This is a genomic window from Helicobacter canis (assembly GCF_900451095.1).
Lineage (GTDB): Bacteria > Campylobacterota > Campylobacteria > Campylobacterales > Helicobacteraceae > Helicobacter_B > Helicobacter_B zhangjianzhongii.
Window position 1 is genome coordinate 1,862,911 of sequence record NZ_UGHV01000001.1, and the last position, 16,449, is coordinate 1,879,359.

Consider the following 16,449-nt stretch of genomic DNA (forward strand, 5'->3'; position numbering starts at 1 on the left):
CACAAACACACCAAAATATGCTAAAATCCACAAAATACGAGAAGAAAGACCACCCAATGCACGAATACTCTGTCGTAACAGCCCTACTAGAGCAATGCGATCACTACGCGCTAGATTCTGGTGCGAGTAAGATAGAGAAGATTGTCGTGGGTATTGGCGAGCATAGCGGCATAGAAGTAGCTTTGCTACAAAGCGCGTTTGAGACCTTTAAAGAAGAGAGCATTTACACAAAGCACGCGCATTTAGAGATACAAATCCAGCCCATAATGCTTGCGTGTAGCTCTTGTGGCACTACTAGTGCGCCAAAGCAGCAAGACTACGCCACTTGCCCACAATGCGCGAGCAAGAGTGTGCAAATCACGCAAGGCAGAGATATGCTACTACTGCGGCTAGAAATGCTAGAGTAGGCAGATCAAGGAGAAGCTCAAGGAGAATCTATGGATACCCCACTTACAAAAGACTTGCTAAAAGACCTTGTCAAGCACGCCGATGAGCTGACTTTAGAGCAGATCAAGGAGAGCTGGGAGCTTGCTGGAGTGATCATAGATAAGGCAGATTCCTTGCAAAAAGAGCTGCAAAGCTACAAAGATGAAATCCTAAGCTCACAAGCCACGCTAAAAGACTTGCGCGCCAAAGAGAGTGCGCTAAAAGAGCAAATCCAAGAGCTAGAATCCAAAAAACGCAATGCGAGCAATGAGCTAGCCAAACTCCACGATGAAATCAGCGTGCAAAAAATCATCAACCAAGCCAAAAAAGCCAAGCTAGAGCTACAAGAATCGCGCAAGCAGATCCTACCCGGCAGTCTAAAAAGCGTGCAAATCTACCTAAAAGATGGCTCCATAGCCAAAGCAAAACCCGCGCAAAAAATCTTTAGCGAAGATGTGTATAAAAAATATCGCGTAGCATTCAAAGAAAACCGCACGCTAAAAATCCACATCTCCTCCCTTGAGCTAGAAAATAAACGCCTGCAAATCGAGCTACGCGACTTTTACTCCGATCTTGCCCTAGAGGGTATGGGCGCACTAGAATCTAAAGCCACGCAAGAGCAGCAGCTCCCGCTAGACTCCAAAGACATCATCGCCACAGAAGAGGATTTGAGCGATTTTAAAAAAATGCTTCAAGACCACAAACGCAAAAAAAGCAAGCCCCCCAAACACTAGCCCCCCAAACGCCACAAAGCACACCACAAAGCCATTTGTCTAAATCCTAGCCTGCTCTTAATCTACCCCAAAAACCACCGCCAATATACAAAGGCAAAGATACTCACCGCTACAATCCCCACAACACTAAGCAAAAAGCCAAATCGCACCATATCCCACACTTTGATACCGCCTTTTTCAAAGACTATGGCATTAGGCGGCGTGGAGATAGGAACCATAAAAGAAAAGCTCGCACAAATTGTGATAGCAAGCATTGTGATTGTCGGCTCATCTGCTACTAAAAACGACTGCGTAGCAGTGTAGATGATAGGGAGTAAAATAGCAATCAGTGCTGTCGTGCTTAAAAAGCCTGTGGCGATAATCGCACAAACACAAGCAAGGAGTAAAAATACAAAAAATGGCAAATTAGCAAATTGCATAAAATAGCTTTCAAACACCCCACCAAGCTCGGATTGAGAAAAGGCAGTGGCGATACAAAACCCCGCACCAAACAAAAATATCAGCTCATAAGGGATAGACTTAGAATCATCCCAATCCAAAAACCCAAGCTTTGGCACAAACATAAGTAGCCCAAAGGCTAGTAAAATCACATTTTCATTTAGCCCCAAGCCATTGTAAAAAGGCTTAATGGGCGAGTTTAAAAATAACACAACAAGCAAAAGCGCGATGAAAAATAATAATCGCTTATGTTCAGCACGCACTTGTATATTTTCAAACGCCTTAAACTCCACGCTATGAGCTTGTGTGCCAAAAGATAGGATATAAATCATCGTATAAAGCATAAGGCAAGTAAGCGGAGCCATCATAAAAATCCAAGTGGTAAAGCTTATGCCATCAAAGCCAAGCTTTTCTAAGAATCCTAGAAAGATAAGATTAGGCGGTGAGCCAATAGGCGTTGTAATCCCGCTGATACTCGCCCCAAATGCCACAGCGAGTAAAAAACGCATTTTAAGAAAATAATCCTGCGTGATTGATAAGGCAATAGGCAGGAGCAAAATCGCGGTGGTGGAGTTTGATAAAGCTGTGCCAAGCACACAAGAGGCAAGCCCCAAAGCAGAGATGACGCCCTTAGGATTTTGCGGAAAAAGGGAGAGAAACTTTTTAGCGATGATTTTATGAAGCCCAATTTTTTCTGTGGCGGTAGCGAGCATAAAACCACCTAAAAAGAGATAAATGATAGGATTAGCATAATTTGCCGTAGCACTTTTGGTATCAAGTATGCCAAAGCTTGGGAAAAGGATAATAGGCAAAAGTGAGACAACGCCTAGCGGCAGGGCTTTATTCGTCCAGAGTGTAACAAGCAGGGCAATAATGCCAAGCAAGGCTGAAACCTTAAAAGACGCTCCAAGATACACTCTTGCTACAATCGCTGCGATAATGCCAAGCACAAGGGCAATGCCCACACCTAGAATGATTTTTATCACTCGTTGCTCTTGCGGGGTGGATTTTTGAGCGGAATCTAGCAGGGTGGATTCTGTGGAGTTGAGATTAGATTCTAGCAGAGAGTCTTTGGCAGAATCTAGTAAAGTGGATTCTAGCTTAGGTGGTAGCCTAGAGTCTTGCGCGCTAGAATCTAGGCTAGATGAAGCTTGTGTAAGATCTTTTTCCTGTGTGGTAGGCTGTGTAGATTCGTGCATAGATTCTCCCCTGCTGAGTCTTGCGCAATTCTAGCACACATTAGCGTGATATGGCTACTTGGCTCTAAGGCTAGATCTAGTATTCACACCGCCCGCTTATGCACTGATTTAAAAGCTCTGGCAAGGGCAAAAGTCCATTCCCCCTCCTATCGCTCCCATCACCACTGCAATCACTCAAAGACACAATGCCTTCAAAGCCATTGCGATATGCCCTATCCACTGAAAATACCCCAAGCCCCACGACATTGATATGTCTCCCTGCAAATCGCCCCAGCCGCTCTCTAAGCTCGGCTACACTATTTGCAGGCACTAATCTCGCCCGATACTCCTCCATAGTTACAAGAGAGTTTGCGGGGATTGTTACCACGCCACTTTGCAAGCGTAAAACAGGCACAGCGTGCGCGGTTAGCGTGCGTAAATCTGGATCAAATCTCGCCATTGTAAAAAGAAACACACTCCCAGCAGGGGAGTTGATCACGCGTTGCATAAGGCTATCTACTTCAGCTTGTGTTACCCCTTGCCCAAGCATTGTCCAATCATACTGCGGCAGCATAGAAATACTGCTTGCATACGCCCTCTCCACATTGCGCAAAAACGAATCCCTACGCCCTGTAACAGGATAATTATAGTAGCTCATAATATCTTCTAGCGTTTGGTGCAAGATAGAGTTTCTAGCTTGAAAGGAGGGAAAAGGATTCCTACCCGGTGCTGTGTCAAAAAAATATCCGCCACTTGTAAGAGGGGTTTGAAAATGCAGTAGCTCGGCTATCATTTGATATGCTTGTAGCAGACATACACCGCAAATCCCACTTGCAGGGGTTGTCATATCTGTGCTGTAATCAATGGCAAAAAGCCGCTGTATCCACTGCTCACTTAGATTAAAGCTTGGTGGCAAGGGCGGGATATTTGTCTTTTTCTTATAGGGATCCCCAAGCCAATGCCCCGGAGCTGGGCAATTATGCAAATTCCTCCCGGCATTCGCATAAATAAAGCGCAGCCACACTTCCATATAAGGATCAACAACAAAGGCAGAGGTAGGGCTTTTGCCCGTGTCTTTGGCGATATATCGCTTATTGACCGTATAAGGCACACCCCAATAATATCCATAGCGCGTTACACGCAGGATATTGCCATCTTTATCCTCAAAGGAGTAGAGATTCTGCCCCACAGGGATAGGCTTAAAATATGCGCGATTGACTTTAGGGGGCTTTGTATCATCGCACAATGCCCACCACACCCAGTCCCAATTCTGCTTGCGTGTATCAGAATACATACAATACAATCGCCCTGTTGGCTCATAGTATTCTGCGATATGCCCACTCATTAGGTTGTAGTATAAAATCATCGTGTTTTTATCAGAATAATTACTGCGTAAAAAGTAGCGTTGCTGTCCATAGCGATCGATCAAATCCCAGCCAATCCACATAAAAATACTTAGATTCCCGGGCATAGCGATTGTTTTTGACCACTCTGTCATACTTGGTGAGAGCTTATGAAAAAAGAGCTTTTTATCCCTTGGCTTTGCAGCATAGAGATAGCTACCATCATCTTTAATGCTATAAAATGCCTCGCGTGAGACAAACCGCCCATTTTGGACTTTCCACTGCTGGGCTTTGAGATTGATGACACAAGGGGAAAGGAAGAGATAGTCAAATGTCTTTTCTCTCGCCCATACAGAATCTGGCGCAGTCAAGCAAAGCCAAGTTTTGTTGATATTAAAGCCAATGCGCCCAAAGGCATCAAATCTAGCTGGGATCGCCCTCCTTGATGAGCAATCCACAAGCCCAATATAAGAGTAATGAGCTGCGTAGCTTGAAAAAGTAGGTGCATAGCACAGCTTGTAGCCTTTAGATGTAACAACTTGCAATGACCTATCTTTAGGCGGCTGGACTTTATGCTGCACCACAGGAGCAGGCTTAGATTCTAGCACTTCTGCCGCTAACGGATATAAAGCACTTTGCAAGGCAAAGGCTATGGTGAATAATACTTTCATATATACTCCTTTGTTTGGGGTATATCAATATACTGCCACTTGTTCTAATGATTAGTTAATACCTTAAAAATTAAATAAAAATCCATTGATAAGTAGTGTAAGTATCTCGTATAAATGAAGAAAAGTGGGACCTTGCACCTTAGAAATGCGACTAATGCTATCGTGTAGAATCTACACTGCTTGATCTATGCCAAGCAGTGTGCCATCATCTAAAAGGCTGGATAAGACTAGATCCCGCCATTTTCTTGGAAATCTACTTGATCTTGCTCAGGAGCCTTTGGGCTATCGCCGGGCACCTCTGCTACTTTTGGACTAGATTTTGGCTTATCATTGCTAAAGGGCGGTCCTTTGGCGATGATTTTAGTAAGCTCTGCGGCGCGCTTGGCGTCCATTTTAGCTAGGATCTTTGCCATCTCCGCAGCAGTGAGTGATGAGAGTATAGTCGCTGCTTCTGCATCATCTAGCTCTGCGATAATTGGCGCGGCTTTAGAATCTTTCATACCAGAAAAACTCTTTGCGACTTTAGTGTTTGCAGATGATTGGATCTCTTTTAGCAAGGCTTCATTTTTAGCGATCAGTGCCTCTATGGCTTTTTTCTTATCATCTTGAAGTTTTGCTTGCTTTTGGGCTTCTTTGGTAGCTTCTTCTATTTTAGCTTTCAAGGCTTGCTCTTGCTCTTGTAGCTTTGCCTGCTTTTGATCTAGGATATTTTGTGTGGCATTTTTGTAGGCTTCGAGATTTTGCATTTTTTCATTCAAGGTGCGTAAGTTTTGAGCGATTTCATCTTTACGCGCTTCAAAGATTGCATTACACTGCAAAAGCGCGTCAGGATTTGGCTCCTTTTTCTCCGCATAGACCACAGACAACACACACACCAGCACTGCTACTAAAATTCTCACAATGGCTCCTTTTTGTAAAGTAGGATTGCAATTTCATCAAGCTCTTTGCGCTCTTTTTGCTTAAGTGCTTTAAGAAACTTTTCGCGCTCTTTATCGCGGATATGTTTAAGCTTTTCAAACTCCATACACAGCAGCCGATACTCTTGCTCTAGCTCCTGTATCCGCGCCTTGTCGTGGGCGATCTGCTCTTGTATAGAATCTATTTCAAAGACAAACGCCCTTCTTTTGGCATTGGCTTGGAGAAACACACTAAAATCCCCTGACTGCGGGAGATTCATCGTGGCGATTTGCTCGATTAGCCCATTGACTTGGCTTTGCTTGGCGGCGATTTCGTTGTTGTAGCGGACAATATGCTGCTCACATAAAGAGAGCTTTTGCTCTTGGGCTTTGATAAGCTTGTCAAATGGTGTTTTCATCAAAAGTGGATTCTAGCGATAAATGATCTCGCTTCTCTCTGCACCTGTTGAGATAAGGGCGATTTTCACCCCCACAAGCTCCTCTAAACGCGCGATATACGCCTTTGCATTTTCTGGCAGGGCATCATAGCTTTTCACCCCCTTGCTCATCTCTCCAGCCCAGCCGGGCAGGATCTCATACATTGGCGTGGCATTTTCTAAATCACTTGGCACATACTCAATCTTTCGCCCTTGGTATTGATATGCCACACACACAGCAATTGTCTCAAATCCATCTAGCACATCAAGCTTCATTAGCGCGATTTTATCACAGCCATTAAGCTTGCACGCATAGCGCGCAGCAAGGGCATCAAAGCTCCCGCACCGCCGCTCGCGTCCCGTAGTCGTGCCAAATTCCGCGCCCTTATCGCGCAAGATCCTCCCATACTCACCACGATCTTCAGTAGGGAAAGGTCCGTGTCCCACGCGCGTGCAGTAAGCTTTCATAATCCCAAGCACGCTAGTAATATCGCGCGGGGCTAGCCCACTCCCAGCGCAAGATCCTGCGGCAATGGTAGTCGAGCTTGTTACAAAGGGGTAAGTGCCGTGATCAATATCAAGCATACTGCCTTGTGCGCCCTCTAGCAAAATCTTTTTGCCCTGCTCTTGTGCTTCCCAAAGTAGCGCAGTCGTATCAGTGATAAAGGGCGATAGAATCTTATGGGCGGATTCTAGGGACTCTAAGCTTGCTTGCACAAGCTCTTCTACACTAGAATCTAACACGCCAGATTCTATCAAGCTCTGCACGCGCTCACTTAAACGCGCGGTGATAGCTTGCCTTTGTGCGGGGAAGTTGCGCACATCACACGCCCTTAGCCCTATACGCGCGATTTTATCCGTATAGCAAGGTCCTATGCCCTTTTTGGTCGTGCCTATGGCGTTTGTGGATTCTAGGCTAGAATCCACTTTTTGATGAAAGGGCAGGATAATATGCGCCCTATCAGAGATAAACAGCCTCCCAAGCAAAGCCTGCTCGCCGCCAAATTGTCGCATTTCTTCAATGAGTGCGCTAGGCTCGATCACCACGCCATTGCCAATGATATTTAGGCAATTAGGCGTGATGATACCCGAAGGGATTAGGTGTAAGGCGTATTTTGTATCACCCACAACAATAGTATGCCCAGCATTATGCCCTCCTTGATAGCGGACAATATAGTCATAATCCTTTGCCAGCACATCGACAATCTTGCCCTTGCCCTCATCACCCCACTGAATCCCCACAATCAAATCTGCCATATACTCTCCTTACTCTTTTGCTAAATTATGTGCCAGAATATGACCAATCACATTATCCACATAAATCCCAAACCCACAGCACAAGCACTCTTGGATATTGTATTTACCGCCAAGCACAAGCGTGTCATTCTCGCTAAAAATACGGAAAACCACATCATCATAATAATCCACAAGCGGCAACTCAAGCGGCGAGATTAGGATATGCTCATACCCACACGCGTGCGCTTTATGGGATAATCGCTCTAGCTCAAAGCGCACAAACATCGGCGCATCTGGCAAGAAGCTATCAAGATCGTGCAAGCTATTGATACGCAAAAGATCTTGCACAAAGCGTGCTTTTTGCGCGATCTGGCGCAGTGATAGGGATCTGTAAGTGTCTTTATCTATGCCAATTTCTGCTAGGGTAAGCTCTAGAATCTTAATATTGCTAAATTGCAAGATCGCCTTAACACCACAACGAGACAAAATCTCAAGCCCAATGCCAATCATACTCTGCAAATTTCCATCGTGGATGGATTCTGCGCCGATTTGATAAATCTCATTAGTAGGATAGCTAAACACAGGCTGGATATAAAACCACTTCTTATGGCTAGTCGCTCGCCCTAGCCTTTTGGTGATCGTGCGGATAGTATCGATTGTGGAGTCATAGCGCAGAGAGATTTGGTGATTGTTTTGGCTACTTAGGCGGATCAAATGCCGATCGGAGAAGTTTTGCTGATGCTCAAGGTAAGAAAAATACGGCGTAACCACTTCTTCAAAATTATGGCGATAGAATATCTCGCACGCCGCACTCTCTAGCTCGCGCTTGATCCTAGCACTCTTGCCAAAATACAGCTTCGTCCCCTCTGGGATCTCGTGTTCAAAAACCATAGCCACTCTTTACATAAATAGTGAATTGACACTTTCATTGTGGTAGATTCTACGCACAACTTCCGCAAACAATGGCGCAACATTTAGCACGGTGATCTTCTCACACGCTTTATGCAAAGGGATAGAATTGCTTACAATCACCTCATCAAGCACGCTCTCTTGTATGCGAGAAATCGCCGGACCGCTTAAAATCGCGTGTGTGCCTAGAGCCATCACAGAAGTAGCACCTTTATCTTTGAGTGCTTGAGCGGCTTTGCACATTGTCCCAGCAGTATCGATCATATCATCGACCAAAATCACATCTTTACCGCTCACATCACCGATGATATTCATCACTTCACTTTCATTTGCCCTCTCCCTGCGCTTATCGACAATGACCAAATCAAGCCCAAGCTTTTGCCCAAAATACCTAGCCCTAGCCACACCGCCAATATCTGGGCTAGCGATGATGGGATTTGGGAGCTTTTTGCTGCGGATATGGTCTTGGAAAATAATAGAGCCATAGAGATTATCCACCGGAATATCAAAAAAGCCCTGTATCTGCCCTGCGTGTAAATCCATAGTGATCACGCGATCAATGCCCGCATTTTGGATAAGGTTTGCCACAAGCTTGGCAGTAATTGGCACGCGTGGGGCGGCTTTGCGATCCTGCCTCGCATAGCCAAAGTAGGGGATAATTGCCGTGATAGAGCTAGCAGAGCTGCGCTTAAAAGCATCGCTCATAATGAGTAGCTCCATAAGATTGTCATTAGTTGGCATACAAGTAGGCTGGATTATGAAGACATCTTTGCCGCGCACGGATTCTTGGATCTGCACGCCGATCTCGCCATCGCTAAAGCGATTGATCATAATCTTACTAAGCACGACATCTAAATGCTTGGCAAACTCCTGCCCAAACTCTTTATGTGCATTGCCACTAAACACCTTAAACCCTCTCATACATAACCTTTCTTCATTAAGATATACACTGCATCTGCCCTAGATTATAGCACATTTTCTATCGCCTTATTTATGCGATCAAGCCGACATTCTAGCGCATCATTTTCTGTGGCAAGATTCTTGCAGGCTACAAGTGCCTTTTGCAATGTCTCATCACACAAACGCCCTTGTGAGATAATTTGCTCCCCAAGTGCCAAAAGCCCATATCGGCTATCTTTGTATCGTGGATTTGAGCTGTGCTTAGACCCATCAAAATAGCAAGCAGATTGTGGTGTGCTAGGCAGGGGGGCTATCTCTTCTATGGAGTGTAGTGAGCTTTCTAGGTGATTATGCTTAATAAGCTTAGGCGGGCTATCTTTATAGAATCTAAAAAGCCTTTCTTCTCTATGTCGCTCATCGCGCACACAGCCGACAATCTCACCCTCATAGCGGATAAAAAATAGCGAAGCAATCCGCCCATTGATCGCCATACTAGGATGGCTTAAGACAATATCTGCTTGCAAGCTTGTAGGATCAAGGGTAAATGCCTCATACAAGGGCAGATATGGGACAATGCTTGTATGCGTGCGAGCCACAGGCACACTAGAGCCATCATTAAACACATCAATATACCCTAGATACTCCACACGCATTGTCTCATCGCCCAAAGCAAAGTCCTCTTGCCATTTGCTCAAAGCCTTTTTACTAGAATCCACCCCATAGCCCGCACGAGCAAGATCGCTTGCTAAATGCTCTTCCTTGCCATCATCACGCAGCTGCGCGCTATAGGGGCAAAGATTTGGGCGATTTTTCTCCTGATAGTGCATAATGGCATAAGTAAGCGCAGGGTGCGTAAATAGCGGACTTGGGACAAGATAGATTCTATCGCCCCCGATGATATAGAGCCTTTCATCAAAAGGCAGCAGCAATAGCTCATCGACAAAATACGGCAAGCAGGCAACACCCTGCGTTGTGGCAACCCCTTTAGAATCCTTAGTGATAATCCCCACACAAGATCGCGCCCCTTGTGTAAAAATACGCACAAAAGCCTCTTGACTCTGCCCATAGCTAGAAACAAACCAATGCGCACTAGCTGCTGGGGCATTTGTAGAATGCTCTAGCAGCAATGATGACACAACGCGCTTAAAACTAGGCAGGGCTACTTCTGCCCTAGAATCTAGGAAAGGCGCAAGGGGCTTAGGCACACGCTCCTTGCTCCCGCCTGCGTGCAAATATGCACGGATATATGCCGCCAAAGTGCGCAAATGGTAGAATCCATTTAGGCGATACTCTAGCATTGCTAGAGTGAGATAGATCTCCTTATCATCGCGCTTTGCCTGATCATCTCTCATCGCTTGAAATAGCACGGCTTGTGCTTGTAATAATCTCTTCCTTGATGCTAGCTCTTTTTCAAAGGCTTTGGCACTTATGCGAAGTATTGCGCTTGGGGCAAATGCCAAGGACTCTGGGCTTTGATCGTGGATAAATGGCGCAAATGGATTAGCAACTAGGGGGAAAATACCCAAGCTAGATTCTAGCTCTTTCGCCCTAGAATCTATGGCAATAGGCGTAGGAGCTGGGGTAAAAAACCGCACAAAATCCCTAGCCCCCACAAAGCTAAATGCCCTATGCTTGCACGCAGGATCCGCACTCTTTCTAGCACAATCTATGCTCGCACCTAGCGCGACTGATACGCCAAGCACACAGCACACAAGCAATCTCATCATAGCCGCACCAGCTTCGCGCCATAGCCGCCCATATTTGGTGGCGCATCGCTAAAGGACACGACTTTAGGGTGATTTTGCAAAAAGTCTTTTACCACCGCTGAGAGCACCCCTGTGCCAATGCCGTGGAAAATCAGCACCTCATCAAAGCCCGCGATTAAGCTATCGCTGATAAAATCCCCAAGCTTTTGCAAGGCTTCTTCTGCTCGCAAGCCGTGTAAGTCTAGCTTCACACTTGCCTTTGGGGTATAAGATAGAGTCGTTTTTGTCGCATTGTGTGCTTGTAAGCTAGCTTTGCTTGGGCTCTTAAGCTGGCTTTTTTCTACCTTTAGGCGCATACCAGATTCTAGCTCGATAAGACAATGCCGCTTTTCACTGCGGAGGATACGCGCATTGCACTCTCCATAGCGTGCCAGATCCCCTGTGGCAAACTCCTTATGCACAGGCTTTGGACTAGGCGGAGACTTGGGCTTGTGGCGCACAATCTCGTGTGCGCGGTTGAAGTTTCTATGCAGATCTTCTTGCGTGTTTGCCTGTGCTTTTAGGGCTTGTAAGGCTTTGTTAAAAGTGGATTCTAGCTCCCTTTCCCTTGCTTTGTATGCCCGCTCTAGCTCATCGATTTTCTCACTATAAGCCTCTTTGGCATTGCGAGCCTTTTGGATACGCTTTTGTAGCTCTTGGGCTTTGGACTCTAGCTCTAGGCTAAGGCTGCTGCTTTGCTCTATAAGGGCGTTTAGCCGCTCTTTATCACTGCCATAATGCTCTTTGGCTCGCGCGATAATATGCTTTGGTATGCCAAATTTCTGTGCGATTTCAAAGGCATAGCTTTTGCCAATACTGCCGTGCAAAAATGTATAGCTAGCGCAAGATTTCTCCACATCAAACATCGCTGCTGCTAGCTGGATCCTAGGATCTTTCGCCATAAGGGCGGCTAGGCGTTTGTGGTGGGTGGTTACTACAAGCTTGGCGTGCCTATCAAGCAAAAGCTCTAAAAGCACATTATACAAGCTAGCAGCCTCGTCCGCATCTGTGCCTAGCTCGATTTCATCAATGCCTAAAAGCATATCATCTTTATCTAGCTGCCGACTAAGCTCTAGCACCCTCCCTGCAAAAGTGCTTATATCATCTCTAGAGCTTTGAGGGTTTGAGATAATGGCATAGATATGCTTGTAGTGGGGGATATGGCTTTTGTGGGCGTTGATTTTCATAGGCAGCAAAAGCTTTGCCAAAAAGGCTGCACTTAGGAGTGATTTTAGCAGCATTGTCTTGCCCCCGGCATTGACGCCTGTAAGCAGCAGCAAGCCTTTGTCAAAGGTAAGGGTTAAGGGTTTGGGGTTTTTCAAAATAGGGTGGCAGAAGCTATGAAGGATTATGGTTTTGCTAGAGGATTGGGCTTTGTTTGGTTTTGGCGTTGGCTTTTCTGAAGAAACTGCGCTTCGCTTGTTTTGCGCGCTTTTCTGAAGAAACTGCGCTTCGCTTGTTTTGCGGGAGTCTGCGGCGAGGGCTTGGCTCTCCGCTAGGTAAATCCCTTCGCCCTCGCCTCGCCTCGCGCAACCCACAAAACGAAGTTTCTTTAGAAAAATCCTGCCGCCTGCGGCTTGTTTATCAAACACATTTTCAGTCTCTGCGTTGTTGTCGCACAATCCTTCCGCCTCGCTATCAAACGCACTTTCTACTTTTTCGTTTTGCGGCGTGTTTAATCTTTCAGCATTTTCCCTAGAATCCACTTTTTTACTAACGCCGTTTTTATCGTCATTGCGAGCAAGCGCGATAGTGCTTGCGTGGCAATCCACTTTTTGCGATTTTTCAAAAGTGGATTCTAGGGATTGCGTTGTTTCTGTAAAGCCATTTTGGGATTCTAGGGATTGGGCGAATTTTGCTTGAAGTTGCTCGCGGCAGGATTTTTCACGCCCAGCCCCTTTTTCTTTTTCTAGGATTCTAGGAATTGCGGTAGGGCTTTCAAAAGTGGATTCTACCTTTTGAGCTGTTTCTGTAAAGCCATTTTGGGATTCTAGGATTTGCGATGAGAAAGCAGGGTTGTGCAGTGGCGAGCAAGGAGATAAGACTTGGGTGTCTATCGACGAAGCGAGCCACAAACTCCCTGCTTTATCGCGCAAAGCCGAATCCCCACCACTAGAATCCACTTTTGCTAAAACAAACTCTAGCCCTAGATCTCTCGCAAACCCCACCCTCCCACACAACAAATCCACCACATCAAACTGCCTATCCAAAAACCGCAAAAACCTAAGCTCCCCACGCGCAATCTCGCTAAGACTCTCACAAAGCTTGCGCACCTCTAGAGCATACACATCGCGCAGCTCTTGGAGCTTATCATAGAGCCTAGCGATCTCGCTTGGCAGCACATAGAAAAACCCCCCTTGCGTGCGATCAAGCACAGAGCCCTTAAGCGCGCGCGTGTAGCCCGCCTTTAGCAAAAGGGTTTGCGCATCATAGATGAAGTGGATTTGCTTATCCACAAGATAGGGGGCTAGACTCTCTTTTGCTAGCAGGGCATTAAGAGCTTGCTGGATGGAGCCTTGCGTGCTGGAGAGCTGTGCGCGGATATTATCGATATGAGCAAATCGCCCTGCTTGTATCTCGCCTTTTTCATCAAAGATACAAAACGCCTGAAGCAAATGCGCTGGGATAAGGATCTTTGCCACAAAAGCGTGGAATTGAGACTCTGGGTAAGGGTGCAAAGCCTCTTGCAAAGTGGCAAAAAACTCTAGCTCCCTAGCAAAGCCCCAAATATCTTGCAAGCTTAGCGTGCCACGCTTTTGCAGGAGTAAAAATGCGTGAGAGAAGTCCGCAAGAGCTGGCAAAGAGGGGAGTTGCATAGAATCCATCTCGCGCAACATCGTGTGATAGAGCTGCATATCGCCTTGTAGATAAAGCGGCTTGGGGCGAGCTAGATAGGTGTGAAAATGTGTGAGAAACTCATCTAGATCAAGGGCTTGGGCTAGGCGAGAGTCTTGATGGGTTAGCATTAAAGTGCCTTTTTGTAGTGCAGGCATTGGCTTTTTACTAAAGAAACCTGCTTTGGCTTCGGCTTGCACCGCTTTGCTTGTTTTGCGAAAAAGCGGGGAGTTTGCCTTTTGTTTGTGGAAAAGCCAACTAGGCTTATCTCCGCACAAAAGGCTGCACAACCCCGCTTTTTCATCAAACATCCTGCCGCCTCGCTATCAAACACACTTTGGGCTTTTGTATTTTGCGACTCGTTTAAAATTTTTGCATTTTCCCTAGAATCCACTTTTTGACTTGCGGCTATTGCTCCGTCATTGCGAGCGGATTGAAAATCCGCGTGGCGATCCACTCCCCCCACTTTGTCATTACAAGCAAGCGCGGCAGCGATTGCGTGGCGATCCACTTTTTGCGATTTTTCAAAAGTGGATTCTAGGTTGTGAGTCTTTGTTTGTGTGGATTGCCACGCCGACAAGTCGGCTCGCAATGACAATAAAAAGGCTTCAATCTTAGAATCCACTTTTTCTAAAGAAGCTATGCTTTGTGTTTTGTGTTTGTAATTTTCAAAAGTGGATTCTAGGATTTTGGCGTTGTTTTTGTGGATTGCCACGCGAGCAAAGCTCGCTCGCAATGACGACACAACCGATTTTTCAAAATCGCCCTGATTGTCTTCTCCAAGGATTCTAGGAATTACTAAAGAAACCTGCTGCGGCTTCGCCTTGCACCGCTTCGCTTGTTTTGCGGTATTGCTTTCAAAAGTGGATTCTAGGTTTTCAACTTGTTTTGTAAAGCCGCTTTGGGATTCTAAGATTGTGGAGCTAGAATCGTGGCTTTTCAAGCCGCGCAAGGAGATAAGACTCGATGGTCTATCGACGAAGCGCGGCGATGAAATCCGCGATTCTAGCCCGCAAGCTGAATCCCCGCCAAGCAAAGCCGAATCCTTATACTTTCTCACAGCCTCTCCACTTCTTGCAACACCATCATCGGCACCCCCCTATACGCATCCATCTGCATACTAAAGCTCGCTAGAATCCACTCTTTGACCCTAAGCTCCTGCTCGCAAAAAAAGCAAATCCCCCAAAGATCCGTGCCAAAAAACCGCAGCTTTTTATGCTGTTTTATAGGGCTTATCTGGCGGATTTGTAGCCTAGCTTGCAAGATAGGCTTTGGATTGCCCTGCCCATAAGGCTCAAATCTCTGCAAAAGTGCAAATAGCTCTGTGTCAATATCTTTAACATCAATAGGCAAAATCTCAAGCCCCTCTTGCGTGCTTTGGCATTGTGGTAGCTCGCACAAGCCCTCCAAATACGCACACAATCTATCAAATCGCTCACACTCCACGCTAAGCCCAGCCGCCTTGCTATGCCCGCCAAACTCCCCTAGAATCTCCCTAGCCCCAAGCAGCACACTCATCAAATCCGCCTCGCCATAGGATCTCGCGCTGCCCTTTAGCATAGATTCTAGCCCTAGCTCCTTAGTGCGTGCTAGCACGATAGCTGGCTTTTTGTAGTGGTTTGCCATTTGCGCAGCGACAATGCCTAGCACCCCCTCGTGCCAATCCTCTCCCTTTGCAATCACGGCATTATCATAGACAATGGCAGTGGCTATGGCGGATTCTAGGACAGATTTTGCCGTGTCTTTGCGCTTTTGATTGAGCCGCAGCAACGACTCTAGCCCAGAATCCAACGCCCTAGCAAGCTGCGTGCTAATGGGGGCATTAGACTCTTGGCTTGCGTGCATATTTGCCTCTAAGCTACTAGAATCTAGCAGCAAAAACTCACTAGCAATGCGCCCTTCTTCCATACGCCCAGCAGCATTGAGTAAAGGTGTGAGTGAAAAGGAAATATCCGTAGCAGTGATATAGCGCGTCTTTAGGCGGGATTGCAGCTTTTGCAGGGCTGGGATTTGCGAGCTAGGCAGCTGCTTTAGCCCATAAAGCACGATGCATTTGTTGATTTGAGTAAGCGGCATCATATCAGCAATAGTTGCTAGCATCACAAGCTCTAAAAGCGGCGTGATTGCCACACTAGCCCCTAGGGCGATCTTTAGCCCCGCGCAAAAATACCACGCCACAAGCGCACCGCAAATTTCTTTTTGCGCAAAGGTGCAGTCCTTTTGCTGGGGATTTATGATGAAGTCCGCATTAGGCAGCGTATCTTTGGGGATATGATGATCTGTGATGATAAGCGCGATGCCCTGCTGCTTGCAATACTCTGCGGCTTCATAGGCGGTTATGCCATTATCCACGGTGATGACTACATCGCTTGGATTAGCTTCAATGATCGCCTTTGACACACCATAGCCATCGCTAAAGCGGCTTGGGATCACATAGCTAATGTGCTGATAGCCCAGCAAGGCAAAAAACTTCATCATAACCACACTAGCAATCACCCCATCAACATCATAATCCCCCACCACTAAGATCTTGCACTCTGGATTCTCGCGCATTTTTTGGGCTAGAAATTTACACGCCTGCTCGCAGGATTTGAGCTGATATGGGTGAGGGAGGGTCGATAGCGTGGGGAAGTCCCACTGCTTGGTGCGATTGTGTAAAAGGGTGTAGATGTCCTCTTTACTAAGCGGGCGATGAGACATC

General features: G+C 46.4%; 13 protein-coding genes. 2 read left to right on the forward strand and 11 right to left on the reverse strand.

What is annotated here, in order from left to right:
• Positions 1-17: 17 nt before the first annotated feature.
• A complete protein-coding gene (gene hypA / locus DX060_RS08765) occupies positions 18-407 on the forward strand; it encodes a hydrogenase/urease nickel incorporation protein HypA (protein ID WP_258552266.1) in 390 nt (129 codons plus the stop codon).
• A 30-nt stretch (positions 408-437) separates the two neighbouring features.
• Entirely contained in the window at positions 438-1,160 is a 723-nt protein-coding gene (gene mua, locus DX060_RS08770) for a nickel-binding protein Mua (protein ID WP_115012095.1), read from the forward strand.
• A gap of 62 nt (positions 1,161-1,222) precedes the next feature.
• Here mua and DX060_RS08775 read toward each other — a convergent pair whose 3' ends face one another.
• The 11 genes from DX060_RS08775 to recJ all read right to left on the reverse strand — a co-directional run bounded on the left by DX060_RS08775 (position 1,223) and on the right by recJ (position 16,448).
• On the reverse strand, positions 1,223-2,797 hold the full coding sequence (locus tag DX060_RS08775; RefSeq protein ID WP_258552267.1) for an SLC13 family permease: 1,575 nt from the start codon (positions 2,795-2,797) through the stop codon (positions 1,223-1,225).
• A gap of 76 nt (positions 2,798-2,873) precedes the next feature.
• A complete protein-coding gene (locus tag DX060_RS08780; protein WP_115012096.1) occupies positions 2,874-4,790 on the reverse strand; it encodes a DUF1561 family protein in 1,917 nt (638 codons plus the stop codon).
• Positions 4,791-5,017: 227 nt separating this feature from the next.
• Positions 5,018-5,689, reverse strand: a complete 672-nt coding sequence (locus tag DX060_RS08785) for a MotE family protein (RefSeq protein ID WP_181814263.1) — start codon at positions 5,687-5,689, stop codon at positions 5,018-5,020.
• Positions 5,686-6,105, reverse strand: coding sequence for a flagellar FliJ family protein (locus tag DX060_RS08790; protein ID WP_115012097.1), 420 nt, complete (start codon positions 6,103-6,105; stop codon positions 5,686-5,688). The genes DX060_RS08785 and DX060_RS08790 overlap by 4 nt, the downstream gene beginning before the upstream one ends.
• A 12-nt stretch (positions 6,106-6,117) precedes the next feature.
• Positions 6,118-7,380 carry an adenylosuccinate synthase gene (locus tag DX060_RS08795; RefSeq protein WP_115012098.1) on the reverse strand — a complete coding sequence of 421 codons (1,263 nt, stop codon included), beginning with the start codon at positions 7,378-7,380 and terminating at the stop codon, positions 6,118-6,120.
• 9 nt (positions 7,381-7,389) lie between these two features.
• Positions 7,390-8,250 carry an ATP phosphoribosyltransferase regulatory subunit gene (locus tag DX060_RS08800; protein WP_115012099.1) on the reverse strand — a complete coding sequence of 287 codons (861 nt, stop codon included), beginning with the start codon at positions 8,248-8,250 and terminating at the stop codon, positions 7,390-7,392.
• Between the two features lie 9 nt (positions 8,251-8,259).
• Positions 8,260-9,189 (reverse strand): ribose-phosphate pyrophosphokinase, encoded by a 930-nt coding sequence (locus DX060_RS08805; RefSeq protein WP_115012100.1) that lies wholly within the window; start codon positions 9,187-9,189, stop codon positions 8,260-8,262.
• Positions 9,190-9,233: 44 nt separating this feature from the next.
• Complete coding sequence (locus DX060_RS08810; RefSeq protein ID WP_147278823.1) at positions 9,234-10,895, reverse strand: hypothetical protein; 1,662 nt, start codon at positions 10,893-10,895, stop codon at positions 9,234-9,236.
• Positions 10,892-13,906 carry a Smr/MutS family protein gene (locus DX060_RS08815; RefSeq protein ID WP_309473202.1) on the reverse strand — a complete coding sequence of 1,005 codons (3,015 nt, stop codon included), beginning with the start codon at positions 13,904-13,906 and terminating at the stop codon, positions 10,892-10,894. Before DX060_RS08815 ends, DX060_RS08810 begins: the two co-directional genes overlap by 4 nt.
• Positions 13,879-14,808, reverse strand: coding sequence for a hypothetical protein (locus tag DX060_RS12155; RefSeq protein ID WP_258552268.1), 930 nt, complete (start codon positions 14,806-14,808; stop codon positions 13,879-13,881). The genes DX060_RS08815 and DX060_RS12155 overlap by 28 nt, the downstream gene beginning before the upstream one ends.
• Positions 14,805-16,448, reverse strand: coding sequence for a single-stranded-DNA-specific exonuclease RecJ (gene recJ, locus DX060_RS08820; protein WP_115012103.1), 1,644 nt, complete (start codon positions 16,446-16,448; stop codon positions 14,805-14,807). The genes DX060_RS12155 and recJ overlap by 4 nt, the downstream gene beginning before the upstream one ends.
• Position 16,449: the final 1 nt, after the last annotated feature.